At 74.6% G+C, this 15,869-nt stretch carries 19 protein-coding genes; 9 read left to right on the top strand and 10 right to left on the bottom strand.

Annotated elements, in window-relative coordinates; genetic code table 11:
• The first annotated feature begins 32 nt into the window (after nt 1–32).
• Nucleotides 33–1,442 carry an acetamidase/formamidase family protein gene (locus SJY06_RS01830; RefSeq protein WP_380164048.1) on the top strand — a complete coding sequence of 470 codons (1,410 nt, stop codon included), beginning with the start codon at nt 33–35 and terminating at the stop codon, nt 1,440–1,442.
• Nucleotides 1,443–1,542: 100 nt separating this feature from the next.
• On the opposite strand, the gene SJY06_RS01825 is transcribed toward SJY06_RS01830, so the two are convergent.
• Complete coding sequence (locus tag SJY06_RS01825; protein ID WP_380164046.1) at nt 1,543–2,655, bottom strand: ThuA domain-containing protein; 1,113 nt, start codon at nt 2,653–2,655, stop codon at nt 1,543–1,545.
• A gap of 206 nt (nt 2,656–2,861) precedes the next feature.
• Here SJY06_RS01825 and SJY06_RS01820 point away from each other — a divergent pair, with 206 nt between their 5' ends.
• Nucleotides 2,862–3,503: a hypothetical protein gene (locus tag SJY06_RS01820; RefSeq protein WP_380164044.1), complete on the top strand. Its 642-nt coding sequence runs from the start codon at nt 2,862–2,864 to the stop codon at nt 3,501–3,503.
• Nucleotides 3,504–3,516: 13 nt separating this feature from the next.
• Here the strand turns inward: SJY06_RS01820 and SJY06_RS01815 are convergent, their stop codons facing one another.
• Nucleotides 3,517–4,680, bottom strand: a complete 1,164-nt coding sequence (locus SJY06_RS01815) for a YcjF family protein (protein ID WP_380164042.1) — start codon at nt 4,678–4,680, stop codon at nt 3,517–3,519.
• Between the two features lie 50 nt (nt 4,681–4,730).
• On the opposite strand from SJY06_RS01815, the gene SJY06_RS01810 reads away from it, so the two are divergent.
• Nucleotides 4,731–5,279, top strand: a complete 549-nt coding sequence (locus SJY06_RS01810) for a 2'-5' RNA ligase family protein (protein WP_380164040.1) — start codon at nt 4,731–4,733, stop codon at nt 5,277–5,279.
• Between the two features lie 44 nt (nt 5,280–5,323).
• Here the strand turns inward: SJY06_RS01810 and SJY06_RS01805 are convergent, their stop codons facing one another.
• On the bottom strand, nt 5,324–6,148 hold the full coding sequence (locus SJY06_RS01805; protein WP_380164038.1) for an SDR family NAD(P)-dependent oxidoreductase: 825 nt from the start codon (nt 6,146–6,148) through the stop codon (nt 5,324–5,326).
• On the bottom strand, nt 6,145–7,365 hold the full coding sequence (locus SJY06_RS01800) for an MFS transporter (RefSeq protein ID WP_380164036.1): 1,221 nt from the start codon (nt 7,363–7,365) through the stop codon (nt 6,145–6,147). The genes SJY06_RS01805 and SJY06_RS01800 overlap by 4 nt, the downstream gene beginning before the upstream one ends.
• Before the next feature lie 28 nt (nt 7,366–7,393).
• Here SJY06_RS01800 and SJY06_RS01795 point away from each other — a divergent pair, with 28 nt between their 5' ends.
• Complete coding sequence (locus SJY06_RS01795; protein ID WP_380164034.1) at nt 7,394–8,137, top strand: FadR/GntR family transcriptional regulator; 744 nt, start codon at nt 7,394–7,396, stop codon at nt 8,135–8,137.
• On the opposite strand, the gene SJY06_RS01790 is transcribed toward SJY06_RS01795, so the two are convergent.
• The gene (locus SJY06_RS01790) at nt 8,134–8,739 is read right to left on the bottom strand and encodes a hypothetical protein (protein ID WP_380164032.1); all 606 of its coding nucleotides are present in this window, start codon (nt 8,737–8,739) and stop codon (nt 8,134–8,136) included. The two genes, SJY06_RS01795 and SJY06_RS01790, sit on opposite strands and share 4 nt — an antisense overlap.
• A gap of 87 nt (nt 8,740–8,826) precedes the next feature.
• Here SJY06_RS01790 and SJY06_RS01785 point away from each other — a divergent pair, with 87 nt between their 5' ends.
• Nucleotides 8,827–9,210, top strand: coding sequence for a VOC family protein (locus tag SJY06_RS01785; RefSeq protein WP_380164030.1), 384 nt, complete (start codon nt 8,827–8,829; stop codon nt 9,208–9,210).
• A gap of 40 nt (nt 9,211–9,250) precedes the next feature.
• Here SJY06_RS01785 and SJY06_RS01780 read toward each other — a convergent pair whose 3' ends face one another.
• Genes SJY06_RS01780 through SJY06_RS01770 form a run of 3 tightly spaced genes read right to left on the bottom strand, consistent with a single transcriptional unit; the run spans nt 9,251 to nt 10,990 of the window.
• A complete protein-coding gene (locus SJY06_RS01780) occupies nt 9,251–9,913 on the bottom strand; it encodes a class I SAM-dependent DNA methyltransferase (RefSeq protein WP_380164029.1) in 663 nt (220 codons plus the stop codon).
• Between the two features lie 10 nt (nt 9,914–9,923).
• Nucleotides 9,924–10,364 (bottom strand): SRPBCC family protein, encoded by a 441-nt coding sequence (locus SJY06_RS01775; protein WP_380164027.1) that lies wholly within the window; start codon nt 10,362–10,364, stop codon nt 9,924–9,926.
• A gap of 14 nt (nt 10,365–10,378) precedes the next feature.
• Nucleotides 10,379–10,990: a TetR/AcrR family transcriptional regulator gene (locus SJY06_RS01770; RefSeq protein WP_380164025.1), complete on the bottom strand. Its 612-nt coding sequence runs from the start codon at nt 10,988–10,990 to the stop codon at nt 10,379–10,381.
• A gap of 87 nt (nt 10,991–11,077) precedes the next feature.
• On the opposite strand from SJY06_RS01770, the gene SJY06_RS01765 reads away from it, so the two are divergent.
• Together SJY06_RS01765 and SJY06_RS01760 are read left to right on the top strand one after the other, a co-directional pair.
• Nucleotides 11,078–11,734 carry a hypothetical protein gene (locus SJY06_RS01765; RefSeq protein WP_380164023.1) on the top strand — a complete coding sequence of 219 codons (657 nt, stop codon included), beginning with the start codon at nt 11,078–11,080 and terminating at the stop codon, nt 11,732–11,734.
• A gap of 178 nt (nt 11,735–11,912) precedes the next feature.
• Nucleotides 11,913–12,509 carry a maleylpyruvate isomerase family mycothiol-dependent enzyme gene (locus SJY06_RS01760; RefSeq protein WP_380164021.1) on the top strand — a complete coding sequence of 199 codons (597 nt, stop codon included), beginning with the start codon at nt 11,913–11,915 and terminating at the stop codon, nt 12,507–12,509.
• 6 nt (nt 12,510–12,515) lie between these two features.
• On the opposite strand, the gene SJY06_RS01755 is transcribed toward SJY06_RS01760, so the two are convergent.
• Nucleotides 12,516–13,043 carry a VOC family protein gene (locus SJY06_RS01755; protein ID WP_380164019.1) on the bottom strand — a complete coding sequence of 176 codons (528 nt, stop codon included), beginning with the start codon at nt 13,041–13,043 and terminating at the stop codon, nt 12,516–12,518.
• A 181-nt stretch (nt 13,044–13,224) separates the two neighbouring features.
• Here SJY06_RS01755 and SJY06_RS01750 point away from each other — a divergent pair, with 181 nt between their 5' ends.
• A complete protein-coding gene (locus SJY06_RS01750) occupies nt 13,225–13,773 on the top strand; it encodes a hypothetical protein (RefSeq protein ID WP_380164017.1) in 549 nt (182 codons plus the stop codon).
• A gap of 69 nt (nt 13,774–13,842) precedes the next feature.
• Here SJY06_RS01750 and SJY06_RS01745 read toward each other — a convergent pair whose 3' ends face one another.
• Entirely contained in the window at nt 13,843–14,559 is a 717-nt protein-coding gene (locus SJY06_RS01745) for a carbon-nitrogen hydrolase family protein (RefSeq protein ID WP_380164015.1), read from the bottom strand.
• 331 nt (nt 14,560–14,890) lie between these two features.
• Here SJY06_RS01745 and SJY06_RS01740 point away from each other — a divergent pair, with 331 nt between their 5' ends.
• Nucleotides 14,891–15,340, top strand: a complete 450-nt coding sequence (locus SJY06_RS01740) for a hypothetical protein (protein WP_380164013.1) — start codon at nt 14,891–14,893, stop codon at nt 15,338–15,340.
• Nucleotides 15,341–15,869: the final 529 nt, after the last annotated feature.

Raw genomic sequence — 15,869 nt, 5'->3', positions numbered from 1 at the left:
GACCCCCGGTGCGGGCGACGGAAGGACCGACGATGGCCGAGCACGTCACGACCGGGCACAGCAGGGGAGCGGGCAGCACGGGGGAGGACGTCACCACGGGGCAGGCCCGACGCGCCCTGGTCGCTGGGCTGGGGCGGCGCGGCTTCCTGCTGGCGGCCGCCGGGGCCGGGGCCGCAGCCGGCACGGGCCTGTCGGCGTCCCCGGCCGGTGCGGCGACGCGGCCGCCGCGCGTGGAGGGTCCGCGCGGCATCCTGCAGCCCGGTCGGGGCCGGATCGACGGCGAGCACTACCTGCCCTCCGACGTCGACCGGGTCCGGTGGGGCTACGTGCCGGCGATCGGTGACGACCCCGTGCTCACCGTGCGTTCGGGGGCGACGGTCACGATCGACACGGTCTCGCACGAGGGCATCCTCGAGGACCAGGGCCGCGACCCGGTGGCCTGGTTCGCCGAGCGCGGCGTGCCCCGTAGGCAGGTGCTGGACGACGCGGTCGAGATCGCCCGCGACTACGACCGCACGCCGCGGTCGTTCGACGTCGACGGCCCGCACGTGGTGACCGGGCCGGTGTTCGTCACCGGCGCCCGGCCCGGCGACGTGCTCAAGGTCGAGACCCTGTCGGCGGTCCCCCGCGTGCCGTACGGCGTGGTGTCCAGCCGGCACGGCAAGGGCGCGCTGCCCCGCACCGCGGCCGGCGGGGCGCCCGACGGCATCACGATCGACGAGGTCATGCCCCCGGTCGGCACCGACGGCCGCGGCCCGGGCGTCGACCCCGAGGACTACGGCAACGTCTCGGTGTTCACGCCCGTGGACCGCCGTCGCGGCGTCTGGTCCGGCGTGATGCCGGTGGGCGCGTCGGGCGAGGTCACGTTCCCCATCGACCCGTTCATGGGCCTGATGGGCGTGGCGTCGGCCGAGGGCGCCCCGACGGCCCCGGCGCTCAACTCGATCCCGCCGACCCTGGGTGGCGGCAACATCGACATCAACCTGCTGGGCGCGGGCTCGGCGTTCTACCTGCCGGTGTTCAGCGACGGGGCGCTGTTCCACGTCGGCGACCCGCACATGGCCATGGGCGACGGCGAGGTCGCGCTGACCGCGATGGAGGGCTCGCTGCGGTCGACGTTCCGCCTGACGGTCTGCAAGCCGGGTGCCGGCGACGCCCCCGAGGTCGCGTTCGGGTACCCGTTCGCCGAGACCGACGACGTCTGGGTGCCGATCGGGCTGAGCGACCCGGACGGGTCGATCGGCGGGCAGCAGTCCGACCTGGACGTCGCGATGCGCCGGGCCGTGGTCAACGCGCTGGACTTCCTCGAGGCCGAGCTGGGGATGACGCGGGCCGTGGCCTACGCCTACCTGTCCGCGGCGGCGGACTTCCGGGTCTCGCAGGTCGTCGACCGGACGGTCGGCGTGCACGGCGTGATCCAGAAGAGCCACTTCGGGCGCTGACGCACGCGCGAACGGTCCGGTCGGTTCCCCCGAGGGCGCCGACCGGACCGTTCCTGCGAGCTGGTTCCGGGTGGTTCTGGTGGTGCGGGTGCAGCTGCGGTCAGCTGGTCTCGCGCTGCCAGGTGCGCAGGTCCTCCACCTTGCTGATCAGCATCGCCTCGGCGTCGGCGTCGTCGACGTGTGCCCGGACCTGGGCGATCGCGGCGGCCAGCCGGGTCGCGGCGCGGGCGTTCTGCCCGGCCTCGGCCAGGTCCTCCGAGCGGACGACCTGGTTCGTGATGCGCTCCGCGGCGTCGGCGCTGATCGTGCCGTCGGCGACCAGGTCGGCCAGCAGGCCGTCCAGCTCGTTCCACGTCACGCAGTCGCCGCCGCCGTCGACGGCGCCCGCGGACCAGGCGATGCCTCCGAGCAGGTGCTCGAGGAACACCGGGTCGACGTAGGACGCCTCGGTGTGGCCGCCACCCGTGTACCAGGAGCGGGCGCCCTCGAAGTTGTGGCACCAGGACAACGGGTGGTCCGCGCCCATGGCGTTGCGGCCGGGGTTGTAGCTGGTCTCGTCCAGGTTGGTCAGGACGCGGACGTCCTCCCGGGGCGAGACGTTGAAGTTGTACCACTCGTCGAACCGGGTCCAGGTGTCACCGAGATGCTCGGTCGAGGGGTGCGTGCGGTCCTCGACCTGCTGCACCGCGGTCTGCTGCTGCGGGTGGCTGACGAAGCGCGCGCCGCCGCCGCTGAGCTGGCTGTACCAGGGGATGGTGTGCATGGTGTCGGTGGCTGCGTGGACGCCGGCGTACCCGCCGCCGTCGCGGATGTAGCCCTGGAACGCGGCCAGCTCGGACTGGTCCAGCAGCGTCGGGCGGGCGGGGTCCAGGTTGTTGGTGCCGTCGACCGTGGACACGAAGACGACCGTCGCGTACTGCGACAGGTCCTCGGCCGTGGTGAACGGCGTGCTGGGCAGGGTCCGGGTGGGCTGACCGGGGGAGTTCCCGACCGGCGGGTCCCACACGTCGACGGTGAAGCCGTTGGCCTCGCCCAGGGCGATGATGGCGGTGGTCGCCTCGTCGATGCTGCTGTGGCGGAAGCCCAGCGTCTTGCCGACGACCAGGACCTCGTAGTCCTCGTCGGCGGCCACCGCGGGGGTGGCGACGGCGGCGAGCGGGAGCACGAGCGCGGCTCCGACGGCAGCGGCGAGCAGGGTGCGGCGGTGAGTCATGGGGCCTCCTGGCCTGCGCGGGGGGAGTTCGTCGGTGAACTGCCCCTTATGCGACCGAACGTATGATCCGGCTGGAGCGCGGTCAATACCTTTGGGCCCGCAACTTATGTTCCGTCACCGATCGAAGTCGACGCCGACGACCCCCGGGAGACCTCATGGTCCGCCAGCCGCCAGCAGAAGTCCGCCGCCGTCCGACGGTCCGGGCGGTGGCCGGGGTGGGTCTGGCCGTGGTGCTGGCGGCGGCGGTGGCCGGCGGCGTGGCGGCCGCCCTGGCCCCCGGCGACGGGGCCGACGCCCCCGAGCCGGGGTCGGTGGAGGCCATCGCGGCCGAGCTGGCCCGGGGCCAGGAGGAGGAGTCGGCCGCGCTGGCCGCCGAGCTGGTCGAGGCGGCGGTCGACGCCCACGCCGCCGCCGAGGACGTGCTGGCCGGGCTGGCCACCATCGCCCCGCCCGAGGACGCCCTGCCCGCCGACGAGCCGGTGGAGACCGACCCGCAGGCCATGGCCGAGCAGGTCGCGCAGGCGCGGGACCTGCTCGCGGCCACGGGGCAGGGCACGGACGACCACGGCGTGACCCGCGCCGCGCTGATCGGCTCGCTGGACCTGCTGGGCGTGGCGGTCGAGACGGCGGCCGCGGTGCCGGACGACGCCGACGACGCGGCCGCGGCCGAGGCGCTCGCCCGGGTGGGGCGGGACCGGGACGCGGCGGTCGAGCTGTGGCAGGCCGGCGCAGCGCGGCTGGACACGCTGGTGGTCGAGACCGGCGGCGAGCACGTGCACCTGTTCCTGGCCCCGGACGGCAACCCGGAGTCCGTGCCGCTGGAGTTCCGCGAGCTGCACGAGGACTGAGCCGTCCCTAGCCCTACGGGGCCCGCTGCTCCTTCGTCCCCTTCGACCCCTTCGCCGTGTCACCGGCACCCTTGCCGACCCCGGGCAGGCGACGGCCCAGCTCGGTGGTGAACGCGTCCTTGAGCACCGACGGGTCGAAGGCCACCGTGCCGACCACGGTGTCGCTGCCGTAGCGGCTGCACACGGTGATCCACGCCGCGCCCATGGCCGCGGTCACCGACGACGCCACCCCCGCCCCGATCACGCCACCGGTGATCGACCCGGCCCCGGGGATCAGCTTGACCAGGCCGGAGGCCAACGACCGGCCGGCGCCCGTGGTCGCGGCGACGGAGCCCAGGGCCAGCAGGGTGGCCCGGTCCATGGGCACGTTGTGCAGCAGCGCGATGCGGGACATCATCCGCAGCTGGATCGGGACGAGCAGCGCGGCGTCAGCGAACGGGATCGGGGTCGCCGCCGCGGCGCCGGCCGCGGCCGCCGCGGAGGCCACGACTTTTTTTGCCTCCCTCGCCTTCGCCGCCCCGTCGACGCGCTGGGCGGCCACGAGCGCGGCCTGCACGCCCTCCGGGGCCACCCGCCGGCTCTGCTCGACCAGCTCGGCCAGCCCGTGCGCCGGCCAGCCGGCGAAGTCGTCGCCCTGCGCCATCACCGGCCACGCGCGCCCGCCCACCACGGGCAGGTCCATCTCGAGGATGGCCTGGTGGAACGCGACGCTGTCGGGGCTGTTGCGCCCGTCCCGCTGCGGCACCTTGGTCATCACCAGCAGGACCGGGACCCCCAGGTCGCGCAGGGTCTGCATGACGGTGCGCTCGCCGTCCTGGATGCGCAGGTCACCGGCCTGCACGCAGAACCAGGCGACGTGGATCCGCTCGGCCTCGGGCCGGGTCCGGGAGTGGGCCACCAGGGCCTTCAGCTCGGCGACCACGGTCTCGGTGTCGTCGCCGATCTCCAGGCCCTTGGTGTCGACCACCTGCAGCCCGACGCCCTCGCGGCGGTACAGGTGGCTGGTCCGGGTCACGGGCCGGCCGATGCCGGTCTCGGCCAGGGTCTCGCCGAACACGGCGTTGACCAGGGTCGACTTGCCCACCCCGGTGCGGCCGAGCACCACCAGGGTGAACGTGCCGAGCGACTGCGTCTCGTGGTCGAACGCGGCCTGGAAGCCCTTGTCCGCGACGTTCACGCGGTCGGCGACGGGTCGTGGGATCTGCTCACCGGACCCATGATGCCCGGATGGTGCAGTCCGTCGAGCTGGTGCTGGGTGCCGACCTGGAGGAGCAGGTCCGCGCGCAGTGGCGGGCGCTGGTCGAGGCCGACCTGCCGAGCCTCGGCCGGCACACCGGGGCCAGCAACCGCCCCCACGTGACGCTCGGGGTGGCGCAGGGGGTCGGGCCGCGGGACGAGGAGCGGCTGGTCGCCGCCGCGGCGGCGGTCCCGCTGCCGCTGCCGGTGCGCCTGGGCGGGCTGGTGCTGCTGGGCGGGCACAAGCACGTGCTGGCCCGGCTGGTGGTGCCCTCGGCGGCGCTGCTCGACCTGCACGCCGCGGTGCAGCGGGCCTGGCAGGGCACCCTGGACACCCCCGACCACATGGCCCCGGGGGTGTGGACCCCGCACGTGACCCTGGCCCTGCACCTGAACGACACCCAGGTCGGCCAGGCGCTGACCGCGCTGCGCCGGATGCCCTCGGCCGGCCGCGACGTCGACGGCGAGGCGACCGGGCTGCGCCGCTGGGACTCGGAGGCGCGCCAGGTGTGGCCGGTCGGCGACCCGCCGCCGGGCTGAGGCGCCCAGTCGGGGGTGTCAGTCGGGGGTGTCAGCCGGGGGCGTCAGGCCTCGCGGCGGTCGTCCGGCTGGGCGACCGCGCGGTGCACCTTGGCCAGCAGCGCGTCCGGCAGCACCCGGCCCGCGAGCCCCTGGGCCTTGCTGGCCACGGACCCGGCGACCACCTTGGAGCGGCCGGCCAGCAGCGCCGCCACGCCCTGGGCCGCGACGTCGGCCGGGTCGTCCTTGGCGGCGCGCCCGACCGGGGTGTCCAGCATGCCGGCCCGCTCGAAGAACGCCGTGTCCGTGGGTCCGGGCAGCAGCGCGGTGATGGTGACGTCGCTGCCGCGCAGCTCCTCCTGCAGCGCTTCGGCGAACGACAGCACGAACGCCTTCGACGCGCCGTACACCGCCTGGTACGTGCCGGGCACGTCGGCGACGACCGACGAGGTCAGCAGCACGCGGCCGGTGCCGCGGGCGGCCATGGTGCGCAGGACCAGCTTGGTCAGGCGCACCGTGGAGGTCACGTTCAGGTCGACCAGGGCGACCTCGGCCTCGACGTCGGTCTCCAGGAACGGCCCGCCCACGCCGACGCCGGCGTTGACCGCGGCCACGTCCAGGTCCCGTCCGGTGCCCCGGACCGCGGCCCACAGCTCGTCCACCCCCGCCGCCGAGCGCAGGTCGACCCGCACCGGCTGCACCGCCCCACCGGCCTCGCGCAGGCCCTCGGCGGCGATCTCGAGCCCGGCGTCCTCGGCCGCGACCACCAGGTCGTGGCCGGCCTCGGCCAGCTCGCGGGCCAGCTCCAGGCCGATGCCGCTGGAGGCGCCGGTGACCAGGGCCAGGGGTCGGGGTGCGGTCAGGGTGGTCGGGTCGGTGGTGTCGGTCATGCTCCCCGTGTACCCGAGGCGGCCACCGGGATGCCAGCCGGCACCTGGTCCTCCAGGGCGCCGGGGCGGCAGGCGACCCAGCCGCTGACCAGCAGCACCACCAGGCTGGCGAACAGGACGACGAACGAGCTCGCCCACGACCCGGAGGACGCGTAGAGCACCCCGATGCCGAGCGGGCCGATGCACGCGATGCCGTAGCCCACGCCCTGCATCGCCCCCGACAGCACGGTCGAGCCCGCGGTGGTCCGGGTGCGCGCGTTGACCAGGGTCAGGCACAGCGGGAACGTGCTGACGCCGATGCCGAGCATCACCACCCACGCGACCGCGCCGACGTCCGGGGACAGCAGCAGCCCGGTGTAGCCGGCGGCCATCAGGGCCGTGCACACGGCCACGACGACGAACGGGTTGCGCAGCCGGATGGCCAGCGGCGGCACCACGAACGCGGCCGGCAGCCCGAACACCGAGAACAGCGCCAGCAGCGCGCCGCCGGACGCGGGGTCGGCGCCGGCGTCGACGAGGATCGCCGGCAGCCACGTGATGATCGCGTAGACGTTGACCCCGGTCATGCCCATCATCAGCACCAGGGACCACAGCAGCGGGGTGCGCCAGGCGCCGGTCAGCCGTGGCGGCGCGGCGGCGGGGGTGGCGCCGGCGCCGGCGCGGGCGGCCAGGACGACCCACAGCAGGACGGCGACGGCGGTCATGACCGCCCACATGCCGACGGCCCAGCGCCAGCCCACGGACAGCGCGACGGGCAGGGCGACGAGCGGGGCGACGAACTGGCCGACCTGGAGCAGCGCGATGTACAGCGAGCTCACGGCCTTGAGGTGGGCCGAGAAGTACTTCTTGACCAGCGGGATGACGAGCACGTTGGACGCGCCGACCCCCACGAAGGCCACGACCGTGGCGGCCACCAGCGACGCCGTCGTGGGGGACAGCGCGCGCAGCAGGATGCCGGCCGTGGTCAGGCCCACCGCGATCGCGATGGTGCGCTCGAGGCCGAGGCGGCGGGCCACGGCGGCCGCCAGCAGGCCGAACACGGCGAAGCTGGCGGTGACGATGGTGCCGAGCACGCCGTACAGCGACGGCCCGAAGCCCAGGTCGGCGCCGATCAGGTCCAGCAGCGGCGTGAAGCCCGTCACCGCGGTGCGTAGGTTGAGCGCGGTCAGGACCACGGCCAGCAGGGGCAGCGCGCTCGCGCGGGCGTTCTCGGTCACGGCTGCTCCACATAGATCGGATGGTGGGATGAATTCGCTCGATGCTAGCCCGTCGGGCACGACGGTGCCCCGGGCGCCCAACCTGACCGACGCCGTGACCTCGCGCTTCCACGACGCGATCGCCTCGGGCGCCTGGCCGGTCGGGGAGCGGATCCCGGTCGAGGCCGAGCTGATGGTGTGGGTGGGGGCGGGTCGCAACACGGTGCGGGAGGCGATCCAGTCCCTGGTGCAGGCGGGTCTGGTCCGGCGCGAGCAGGGTCGTGGCACGTTCGTCATCGCGCGCTCGGCCCTGGTGAGCTCCCTGGCCCACCGCGCGACCCGCGTCGGCCGCCGCGACGGCCTGGAGCTGCGCGCCGCCATCGACGGGGCCGCGTCGGCGATCGCCGCCCGTCGTCGGGACGACGCCGACGTGGCGGCCCTGCGTGACGCGCTGGCGGCCCGGCGCCGCGCCTGGCAGGCGCCGGACCGCGGGGCGCGGATCGTCGCCGACCTGGCCCTGCACCGAGCCGTGGTCGCGGCGACGCACAACGAGCTGTTCGTCGAGCTCTACGACGGGCTGGTGCCGTTGTACCAGGAGGTGCTCGCGGACGACGTCGACCGGGACCACGACCCGCACGAGGCCGAGCACGAGCAGCTGGTCCGAGCCGTCGTCGAGCAGCAGCCCGCAGCGGCCGCCGCCGCCGTCGCCGCCATCATCGAGCCACTCATCGAGGACCTCCCGGACCCGATGGACGGCTCGGGCCGGTCGGACCGGACGGGGTCGAGGGACTAGGCGCTGCCGACGGGCTGGGGAGGTCCGGGCCAGTACCCGACCGCGCACAGCAGCCGGGTCTCGTCGTCCGCGTCCGCCGGCGGCTCGATCGCCGGCGGGAAGACGCCCCACTCCCGCCACTGGTCGGCCTGCGGGAGGACGTGCTCGGTCAGGCCGGCGACGAGCTCGGGCGACAGGTGGAAGGGGATGCCCAGGTGGTGGGCGATCAACCACGCCTGGAACGCCCGGTAGGTCGCCAGGTGGGCGAAGCCCTCCGCCGCGGGGTAGTCGCCGTACTGGAACCGGAACACCGTGCCCGGGTCCACGCCCCGACGCACGGCGGCCGTGGCGGTGTCGTTGAGGGCGTCGTAGGCGGCGACGGGGTCGTCGCCCAGCAGGTCGGTGCCGCGCAGGTCGTCCCCGTCGGCGACGGACCGGCCCTCGAGCACGCCGGGCACCCAGGCCTCGTCGTAGGCGTGGGCGGCGAGGATGTCGCGGACGGTGGGGTCCGGGGTGTGGCTCCACGCCTGCGGCGCGGGCCGGTCGAGGTCGGCGGGGTCGATGCGGTCCACGACGCTGCGCAGGGCGGCGTCCGAGGCGAGGAAGAGCTCGTCGGTCTCCATGGCCGGACGCTAGGACCGCCCTCCGACAACGCTCGCGCCCGCTGCGAGGACTCGCGCCCTCCCGGGTCGCGCGGGCAGGGTCTGGTCATGGCCTCCCGCACCGCGAACTTCTGCATCGACGCCCACGACCCACGGGCCCAGGTGGCCTGGTGGGCCCAGGTGCTCGACGACTTCGTACCCGTCGAGCAGGACGACGAGGACGAGGCGGAGCTCCGGGGTCCGGCGGGGCGCTGCCTGATCTTCCTGCGGGTGCCGGAGCCCAAGACCGTCAAGAACCGGATGCACGTCTGCCTGCGCCCGGTCGACCGCAGCCGGGACGAGGAGGTGGACCGCCTCCTGGGCCTGGGGGCGACGCTGGTCGGCGACCTGCGCGACGGCGACACCGGCTGGGCGGTGCTGGCCGACCCCGAGGGCAACGAGTTCTGCGTCCTGTCGACCCGCGCCGACGAGGCGGGGGTGGCGCGGGCCTGACCCCCGCGTCCCGGGCAGCCGCCGGCGCGTCAGTCGGTGGTCAGCCCCGCAGGGACGGTGCGACGGCGCCGCGCCGGGCCGCGACGAGCACCTGCGGCGGCTGCGGGCCGGAGGGCGGGAAACGCAGCTCGGCGACCACCTCCAGCCCGGCGGCGACGAGCATGTCGACCAGCTGCTCCGGTCGCCAGCGGTGGGTCGTCCAGGTGACGGGCACCCCGCCGTAGGCCTCGCGGCGCGGCACGTCCTCGTCGCCGACGTGGGTGCCGACGAGCACCTGGCCGCCGGGCACCAGCGCCCGGGCGAACTCGGCCAGCACCTGGGGCAGCACGTGGCGGGGCAGGTTGAACAGCGACCACCAGCCCAGCACGCCGGCCAGGGACCCGGGGGCCAGGTCCAGGTGGGTGGCGCCGGCCACGTCGAAGCGCAGCCCGGGGTGCAGCCGCCGGGCGTGCTCGACCATGCGCGGGGACAGGTCGACCCCCCGCACGTCCAGCCCGCGGGAGGCCAGGTGGGCGCTGACGTGCCCCGGTCCGCAGCCGACGTCCAGCACCGGTCCCAGGCCGGCGACGCCTTCGGCGAACGCGTCCAGCGCGGCCCGCAGCCAGGGCTCGCCCTCGAGCCGGCCGACCGCGAGGTCGACGTAGGCGTCCGCGACGCGGTCGTAGGAGTCCCGCACCTGGTCGAGGTCGGCGGGCTGCTCCACCCGAGCGACCCTAGCCAGCCGTCTCGCCCGCCGCGGCCAGGTGCGCCGCGCGGCCCCGCAGCAGCCGACGCAGGTACGGCCGCAGGACCAGCTGGGCCACCACGGCGCCCAGCGGGCCCAGCGGCGCGACGACCTGCATCCGGTCGGTCATCACGGTGCCACCGACGCCGTCGGGGGCGAACACGTGCTCGTGGCGCATGGCGGCGAAGGGCCCGCGCACCTGCTCGTCGACGAACCGGTGCGGCCGCTCGTACTCGCTGACCCGGCTGGTCAACCGCCACACCAGCCCGAGGTGGCGGGCCCGGAACGTCACCTCGTCACCGGGACCCAGCCGTGACGACCCGCTGCTGGTCGTGGCCGTCTCCCCGCTGCCCGACAGGGAAGCTGCGTGCACGTCGACGTCCAGGGACAGGTCGAACAGCACCTCGGGCGCGCACCGCGCCCGGGTCACGACCTCGACCACCGTCACGGCGCGGCCGGGCCGAGCACCGCGTCGACGGCGAGGCCCAGCGTGGCGGCCTCGCGGGGCAGCAGGTCCGCCTCGGCGCCGGGCATCGCCCGCTCGACAGACAGCCCGCTGACGACGCTCAGCAGCAACCGGACGCGGGCCTCGTCGTCACCGGGGGCGAGCACCCCCTCGTCGGTGAGGACCTGCAGCCACCGCCTCACCCGGTACGTCGCCTGGGCGTCCAGCTCGCGGTAGGCCGCGCGTGCCTGGGCGGTGGGCTCGGGGTCGATGAACCGGTCGTGGACCAGACGCCACGCCTGACGCGCCTGCGCCCCCGTCCCGAGGGGGGCCAGCAGCCCTCGCAGGCCGGCCAGCAGGCGCTCGCGCGCGGGGACTGCCGCGTCGGTGATGCCGTCGTCGGGGAACACGTGGTCGTAGATGCCGGCCAGCAGCGCCTCGCGCAGCGCGGCCTGCGTCGGGAAGTGGAAGCGCAGCGAACCGGTGCTCACCCCCGCCCGCGCCGCGACGGCCCGCACGCTGAGCCGCGTGGTGGGGTCCTCGGCGAACATGGCGGCCGCGGCCTCGAGCACCTTCGTCCGCGAGCCGGCCGGCTCGGGTGGTGTGGCCACGACTCCTCCTGCTGCTCGACTGTCACGCTGTACTAGTTCGCTGTGCTAGCGTCCTTTGCTATCACAGTGTGACACCGAGGGGGAGACGTGGCAGCAGGCGGGTGGCGGCAGGGGCTCGCGCGGCGACGGGTGCGGCCGGGGGACGGTCGACCGCTCCCGCCGTTCCGCTGGTGGCAGGTGTTCGGGCGCTCGCTGATGCACCTGGACCTGTCGACACCGGGGCACCCGCGGCCGCACTACGCGGTCGACGTGCGGCACGGTGGCGACGGTCACGACGGGGAGGTGCGCGCGCGGCTGTACCGCGACGGCCGGCAGGAGGCCGTCGCCCGGATGCCGGCGGCGTTCGCCGTCGGCGGCGGCGTCGTCGAGGTGGCGGTCAGCGGGGCGGGTCTGCGGCGCTGCCACCTGGTGGCCGACGACGGGACGGAGCAGGCGCTCGTGCCGGACCCCCGCTCGGCCGCCGGTCGCCGGGCGTGGCTGGACCGGCGTCACCCCGGCCTGAGCCGCTGGATCGGTTGGGTCTCCGTGCTCCTGCTGGTCGTCGGGGTCGGGCTCAACCTGCTGCAGCTGCTCGAGCCGCTGTCGCAGGTGCCGCCGCTGGCCGAGCGGTTCGGGACGTTCGACTCCCCGGTGGACCTGCCGCTGTGGCTCAACGTCAACCTCGGGCTGGCCGCCGGCCTGGGCAGCGCCGAGCGGGCGCTACGGCTGCGCTACCGCGGCTGGCTCGACGGCGCCGGCACCTGAGGCGGCGGGGCGCCGGAGGGGTCAGCGCCTGTCCCGGGCGGCGGCCCCCACCCGGACCGATGAGTCCGGGGCCCCGTGCGCGTCCACCAGGACGCAACGGCCCGTCCGGAGGCGGACCACGACACGGAGGACGACGTCCCATGCCCCAGCACCCGCTCTCGCTGCCTCACGTCGGCCCGTGACCGACCCCCGGGCCTGGGTCGGGCCGACCTGCACGGCGCTCGCCGACCTGCTGGCCGCCGCCCCGGCCCCGACCTGGGACCGGCCGTCGCTGTGCGACCGGTGGGCGGTGCGGCACGTGGTGGCCCACGTGACCATGCCCGTGCGGCTGACGCCCGAGCGGTTCGGCGCGGAGATGGCGGCGGCCCACGGCGACTTCACGGTGATGTCGGACGCGGTGGCCGCCCGGGACGCGTCGCTGCCGGTCGCCGACCTGCTCGCCCAGCTGCGCTCGCCGGCGCTGCACGCCTGGCAACCACCGGGCGGCGGCGCGGCCGGGGCGCTGAGCCACGCCGTGATCCACTCCCTCGACGTCGCGATCCCGCTGGACCGGGCGGAGGTGGTGCCGGACGAGGCCGTCGTCACGGTCCTGGACCAGCTCGCCGCCGCCGGGGGGACGACGTTCGGGGTGGACCTCACCGGCGTCCGGATCGAGGCCGACGACGGCGACCGGGGGTGGGGGACGGGCACGACGCTGCGGGCGGGCAGCCGCTCGCTGGTGGCGCTGCTCAGCGGTCGCCGGCTCCCCGACGGCCGATCCCTGCCCGTGGTCTGACGGGGCTCAGCCGGTCGTCGGTGCCCCGCTGCCGGAACCGGGCCGCGCGGTTCGGTCCTCGGTCGGCTCGAGCTCCTGGAACACCGTGATCTGGAGCCCCGCCGGCGCCTGCAGGCGGGCGTTCAGCGAGCGCCACGGGGTGCGCGTCGGCGGGGCGACCTGCTCGGCGCCGCCGTCGACCAGGGCGCGGGTGGTCGCGACGGCGTCGTCCACCTCGAACGCGACCCGCAGCGCCGGGGCGACCTGACGTCCGACCTCGACGTCGTCGATCATCCGCTTCTGGGCCGGGTTGGCGATCTCCAGCGTGGCGCGGCCGGCGTCGAGGATCACGACCTGCGCGTCACCCTCACCGCTGAACGCCGCCTGCTCGGGCAGGCCGAGGACGTCACGGTAGAACGCGACGGCCTCGTCGTAGTCCGCCGCCTCGACGACCAGGCGCAGCTGGCGCACCCCGCCGGTCCGGTGGGCGCCGCTGTCGGGAGTCGTCGGGTCGGGGCTCGTCGGGTCGGGGCTCGTCGGGTCGGGGCTCGTCATGGCCGTGATGGTAGGAGCCGGCAGGTTGGCGCTGGAGCCGCTTCGTCCGGGGCCGGAGGGGTGAGGGACCACCGGACTGCACTCGTGGGCTCCGGTCCGGTGCCACGCTGACGGAGCGGCGATCCGTGTCCGTCACCAGGGGGACGGCGACAGGCTGAGGGGCTCGTCCGCTCTGCGGGAGATGGGGTTCGTCGAGATGCTGCGTCTGGCCCGGTCGGTCCACGTCACGGTCGCGCCGCGCGCCGGCCGGAGGCCGGCGTCGTACCGGTTGTGCGTGGCGGGCCCGACCGGGTTGACGGCTGCGCTCGCGAGCGCCTGCAGCGGCGTCCGGTTGCACCTGTCCGTGGAGGGCCGGGTGAGCCTGACGGCGCCCGGCGGGTCGGGGGGCGCGTTCCGGCGCCACTTCACCGGTGAGGTCGTCGACCGTGATGACGCGGTCGAGCTGTGCGGGGAGTTCGCGACGGACGAGACGGCGGTGGCTCTCCTGCTGACCGCGTGGTCCTGCCTGGCCGTGGCCTTGGTCGGCACGCTCGTCGCGGGTGCGGCCCAGCTCGTCGTCGGGGACCCCGCCGAGGCTGCAGGACTGCTCGCGTCGGCCGCCGCACCGCTGGCCATGTCGGTGCTCCTGGCGCTCGGGTACCGCGTCGGCGCCCACGCGGGACTGGCGTTGCAGGAGCTGTTCCACGAGGAGCTCGTCGGCCTGGAGCGCGCCACCTGCGCGGAGTCGTAGCAAGCGTCCCTCGGCCGGCTCCGGTCGCTCGGCGCGGCTCCGTCCCTCGCGACGTGCGATCGCCGTTCGTCAGGCCGGGGGGATGCGGGTCAGGGTGCAGGTCGCGACGCCGCCGGGTTCCGTCCCCGCCCGGGCGAGCGCCGCGCCAGTCGGGGACCAGACGCCCGAGCTGCCGGCCGTGCGGGCGTAACCGCCGCCGGTGGCCCCGGCGAAGCCGGCGAGGACGACGTAGGCGTCGCAGGTGCGTGCGATCACCACGGCCCGAGCCTCCTGCTCGGCCAGCTCCTCGGGGTGGTGCACGACGCCGGCGGCGTAGACGTCGACGCCGAGGGCGGCGGTGCCGACCGTGTGCTGGGCGGCGCCGGTGTCCTTGCAGACCCCCAGCCCCACGCGCCAGCCGTCGACCTCGGTGACCGCCGGTCCGTCGCCGGGCACGAAGCGCGCGGCCTCGCGCCCGTCCAGCCAGGTCTTGCGGTAGGCGACGCGGGCGCCAGCCTGGTCCACCCGCACCACCGCGATCGACGTGGCCCCGGGCGGACCGACGGGCGCTCCGACGAGTGCGACGGTCCGCGTCTCGCGGCAGGCGTCCAGGAGCGGCTGCAGCACCGGGTCCTCGACCGCCACGGCGGGGGCGTCGAGCTCGTACCCGGTCAGGGACAGCTCGGGGAACACGACCAGCCGGCTGCGGGCGGCGCGGACGACCTCGGCGTGGGCACGCACCGTCTGCGGCAGGTCCGCGCCGACGACCGGTGGTTGCGCGGCGGCGACCGTCAACGTGGGCTCCATCCCGTCATCATCGACGGTGCCCGTCGCGGTCGACACGTCAGGCCACGGCGGGGCCGTCACAGCGGCTCGACGAAACCGCCTGTACCGAGGTGCAACCAGCGGGAGTTTCGGCAGGTACAACAAGTCCCGGCTGAGAGGGTGCGTCAGGAGGACCTGCGGTTGACGCACCCTTCCCGGGACGTTGCGCCGGACGGGGTATCCGGAACAGCATCGCCCACCTGAGAGTCGGTCCTACCGGTGACCAGCGCGTTGTCGGTAGGGGGTGGGCTGTCGGGGACGTCTTGCCTCAATCGGTGGGCCGGTCGCCGGTCGAGGGCGGATCATCATGGTCGTGACCGACACGCGCGAAGCCGTCCTGATTCCGCGCGTTCGTCCCCCCGACGTCCTGTGGGTTCCCTTCGCGGTGCTTGGCCTGCTGGGCCTCGGGACGACCTTGGCCGCGATCGTCTACCTGGCGATCGTCACGATGGACCTCGTTGCGGGCGACGCCTCACTGCAGTGGCAGGCGTTCCCGTTCGGCATCGGCATGCTCGTCATGGGCATCGGAGCCTTGATGGGTGTGGCAGCCCTGTGGCGCCAGCGCAGGCGAGCTCGAGTGGTTGCCCTCGGCGTCCTGCCCCTGTTCATCGCGGCAGGGGCTGCCGACGGCCTCGTCGTGAACGACAGCTGGGGCCTGCGGCTAAACCCCTTCGTCGCGCTCTCGCTCCTCCTCCCAGCGGTCGCCTGGGCGATCTTCCTACTGCCCTCGGTTCGCGACTACTACAAGCGTCTGGTCAGGTAACGATCTCCAGCTGGGGCCGGCTCAAGGAAACCGCGCTAAGCAGGGCGCGTCTCTGGATGCAGAGCGGCCGCTGTCCTCAGATTTCGGCAGGCTCGAGGCCAGCTCGCGGATCGGCGGGCGACGCGAACGGGCTGCCGAGGACCAGGACGCCCAACTCCCCGCCGTCGTCGCCGCTGGAGCCGTGGCAACAATGGCTGCCGGACCTTGAAGGAGGATCCGCCTTCGGTTTCGGTGGCGGAGTAGGGACGTACGTAACCAGCCAATCGGACGTGTTACGTGGCCGTCTTAGGCTGCAGGGATCAAGGAGGGAAAACTGACTTGGCGCGCACCGTTCTGTCGCTCCTTGTGGTAGCCATAAGCCTCGCTTTCCTCCCCTTCGTTCTGATAGTAACGGCCACCTCATCGTGGGACCTCCGCACAGAGAAGTCATTTGAAGGCGCCCGAGCCTGCGATCTTCAGATCATTCAACTTGAAGATCGAAGTAGAACCAATGACCCTCTGGCTGTACTTGTGGACGGATCTGACTGCG

Source organism: Jannaschia sp. R86511, from assembly GCF_042466345.1.
GTDB lineage: Bacteria > Actinomycetota > Actinomycetes > Actinomycetales > JBBAYJ01 > Aquipuribacter.
The sequence above is the reverse complement of the archived record's forward strand: the minus strand, read 5'-3'. Positions and strand labels throughout refer to the sequence as shown.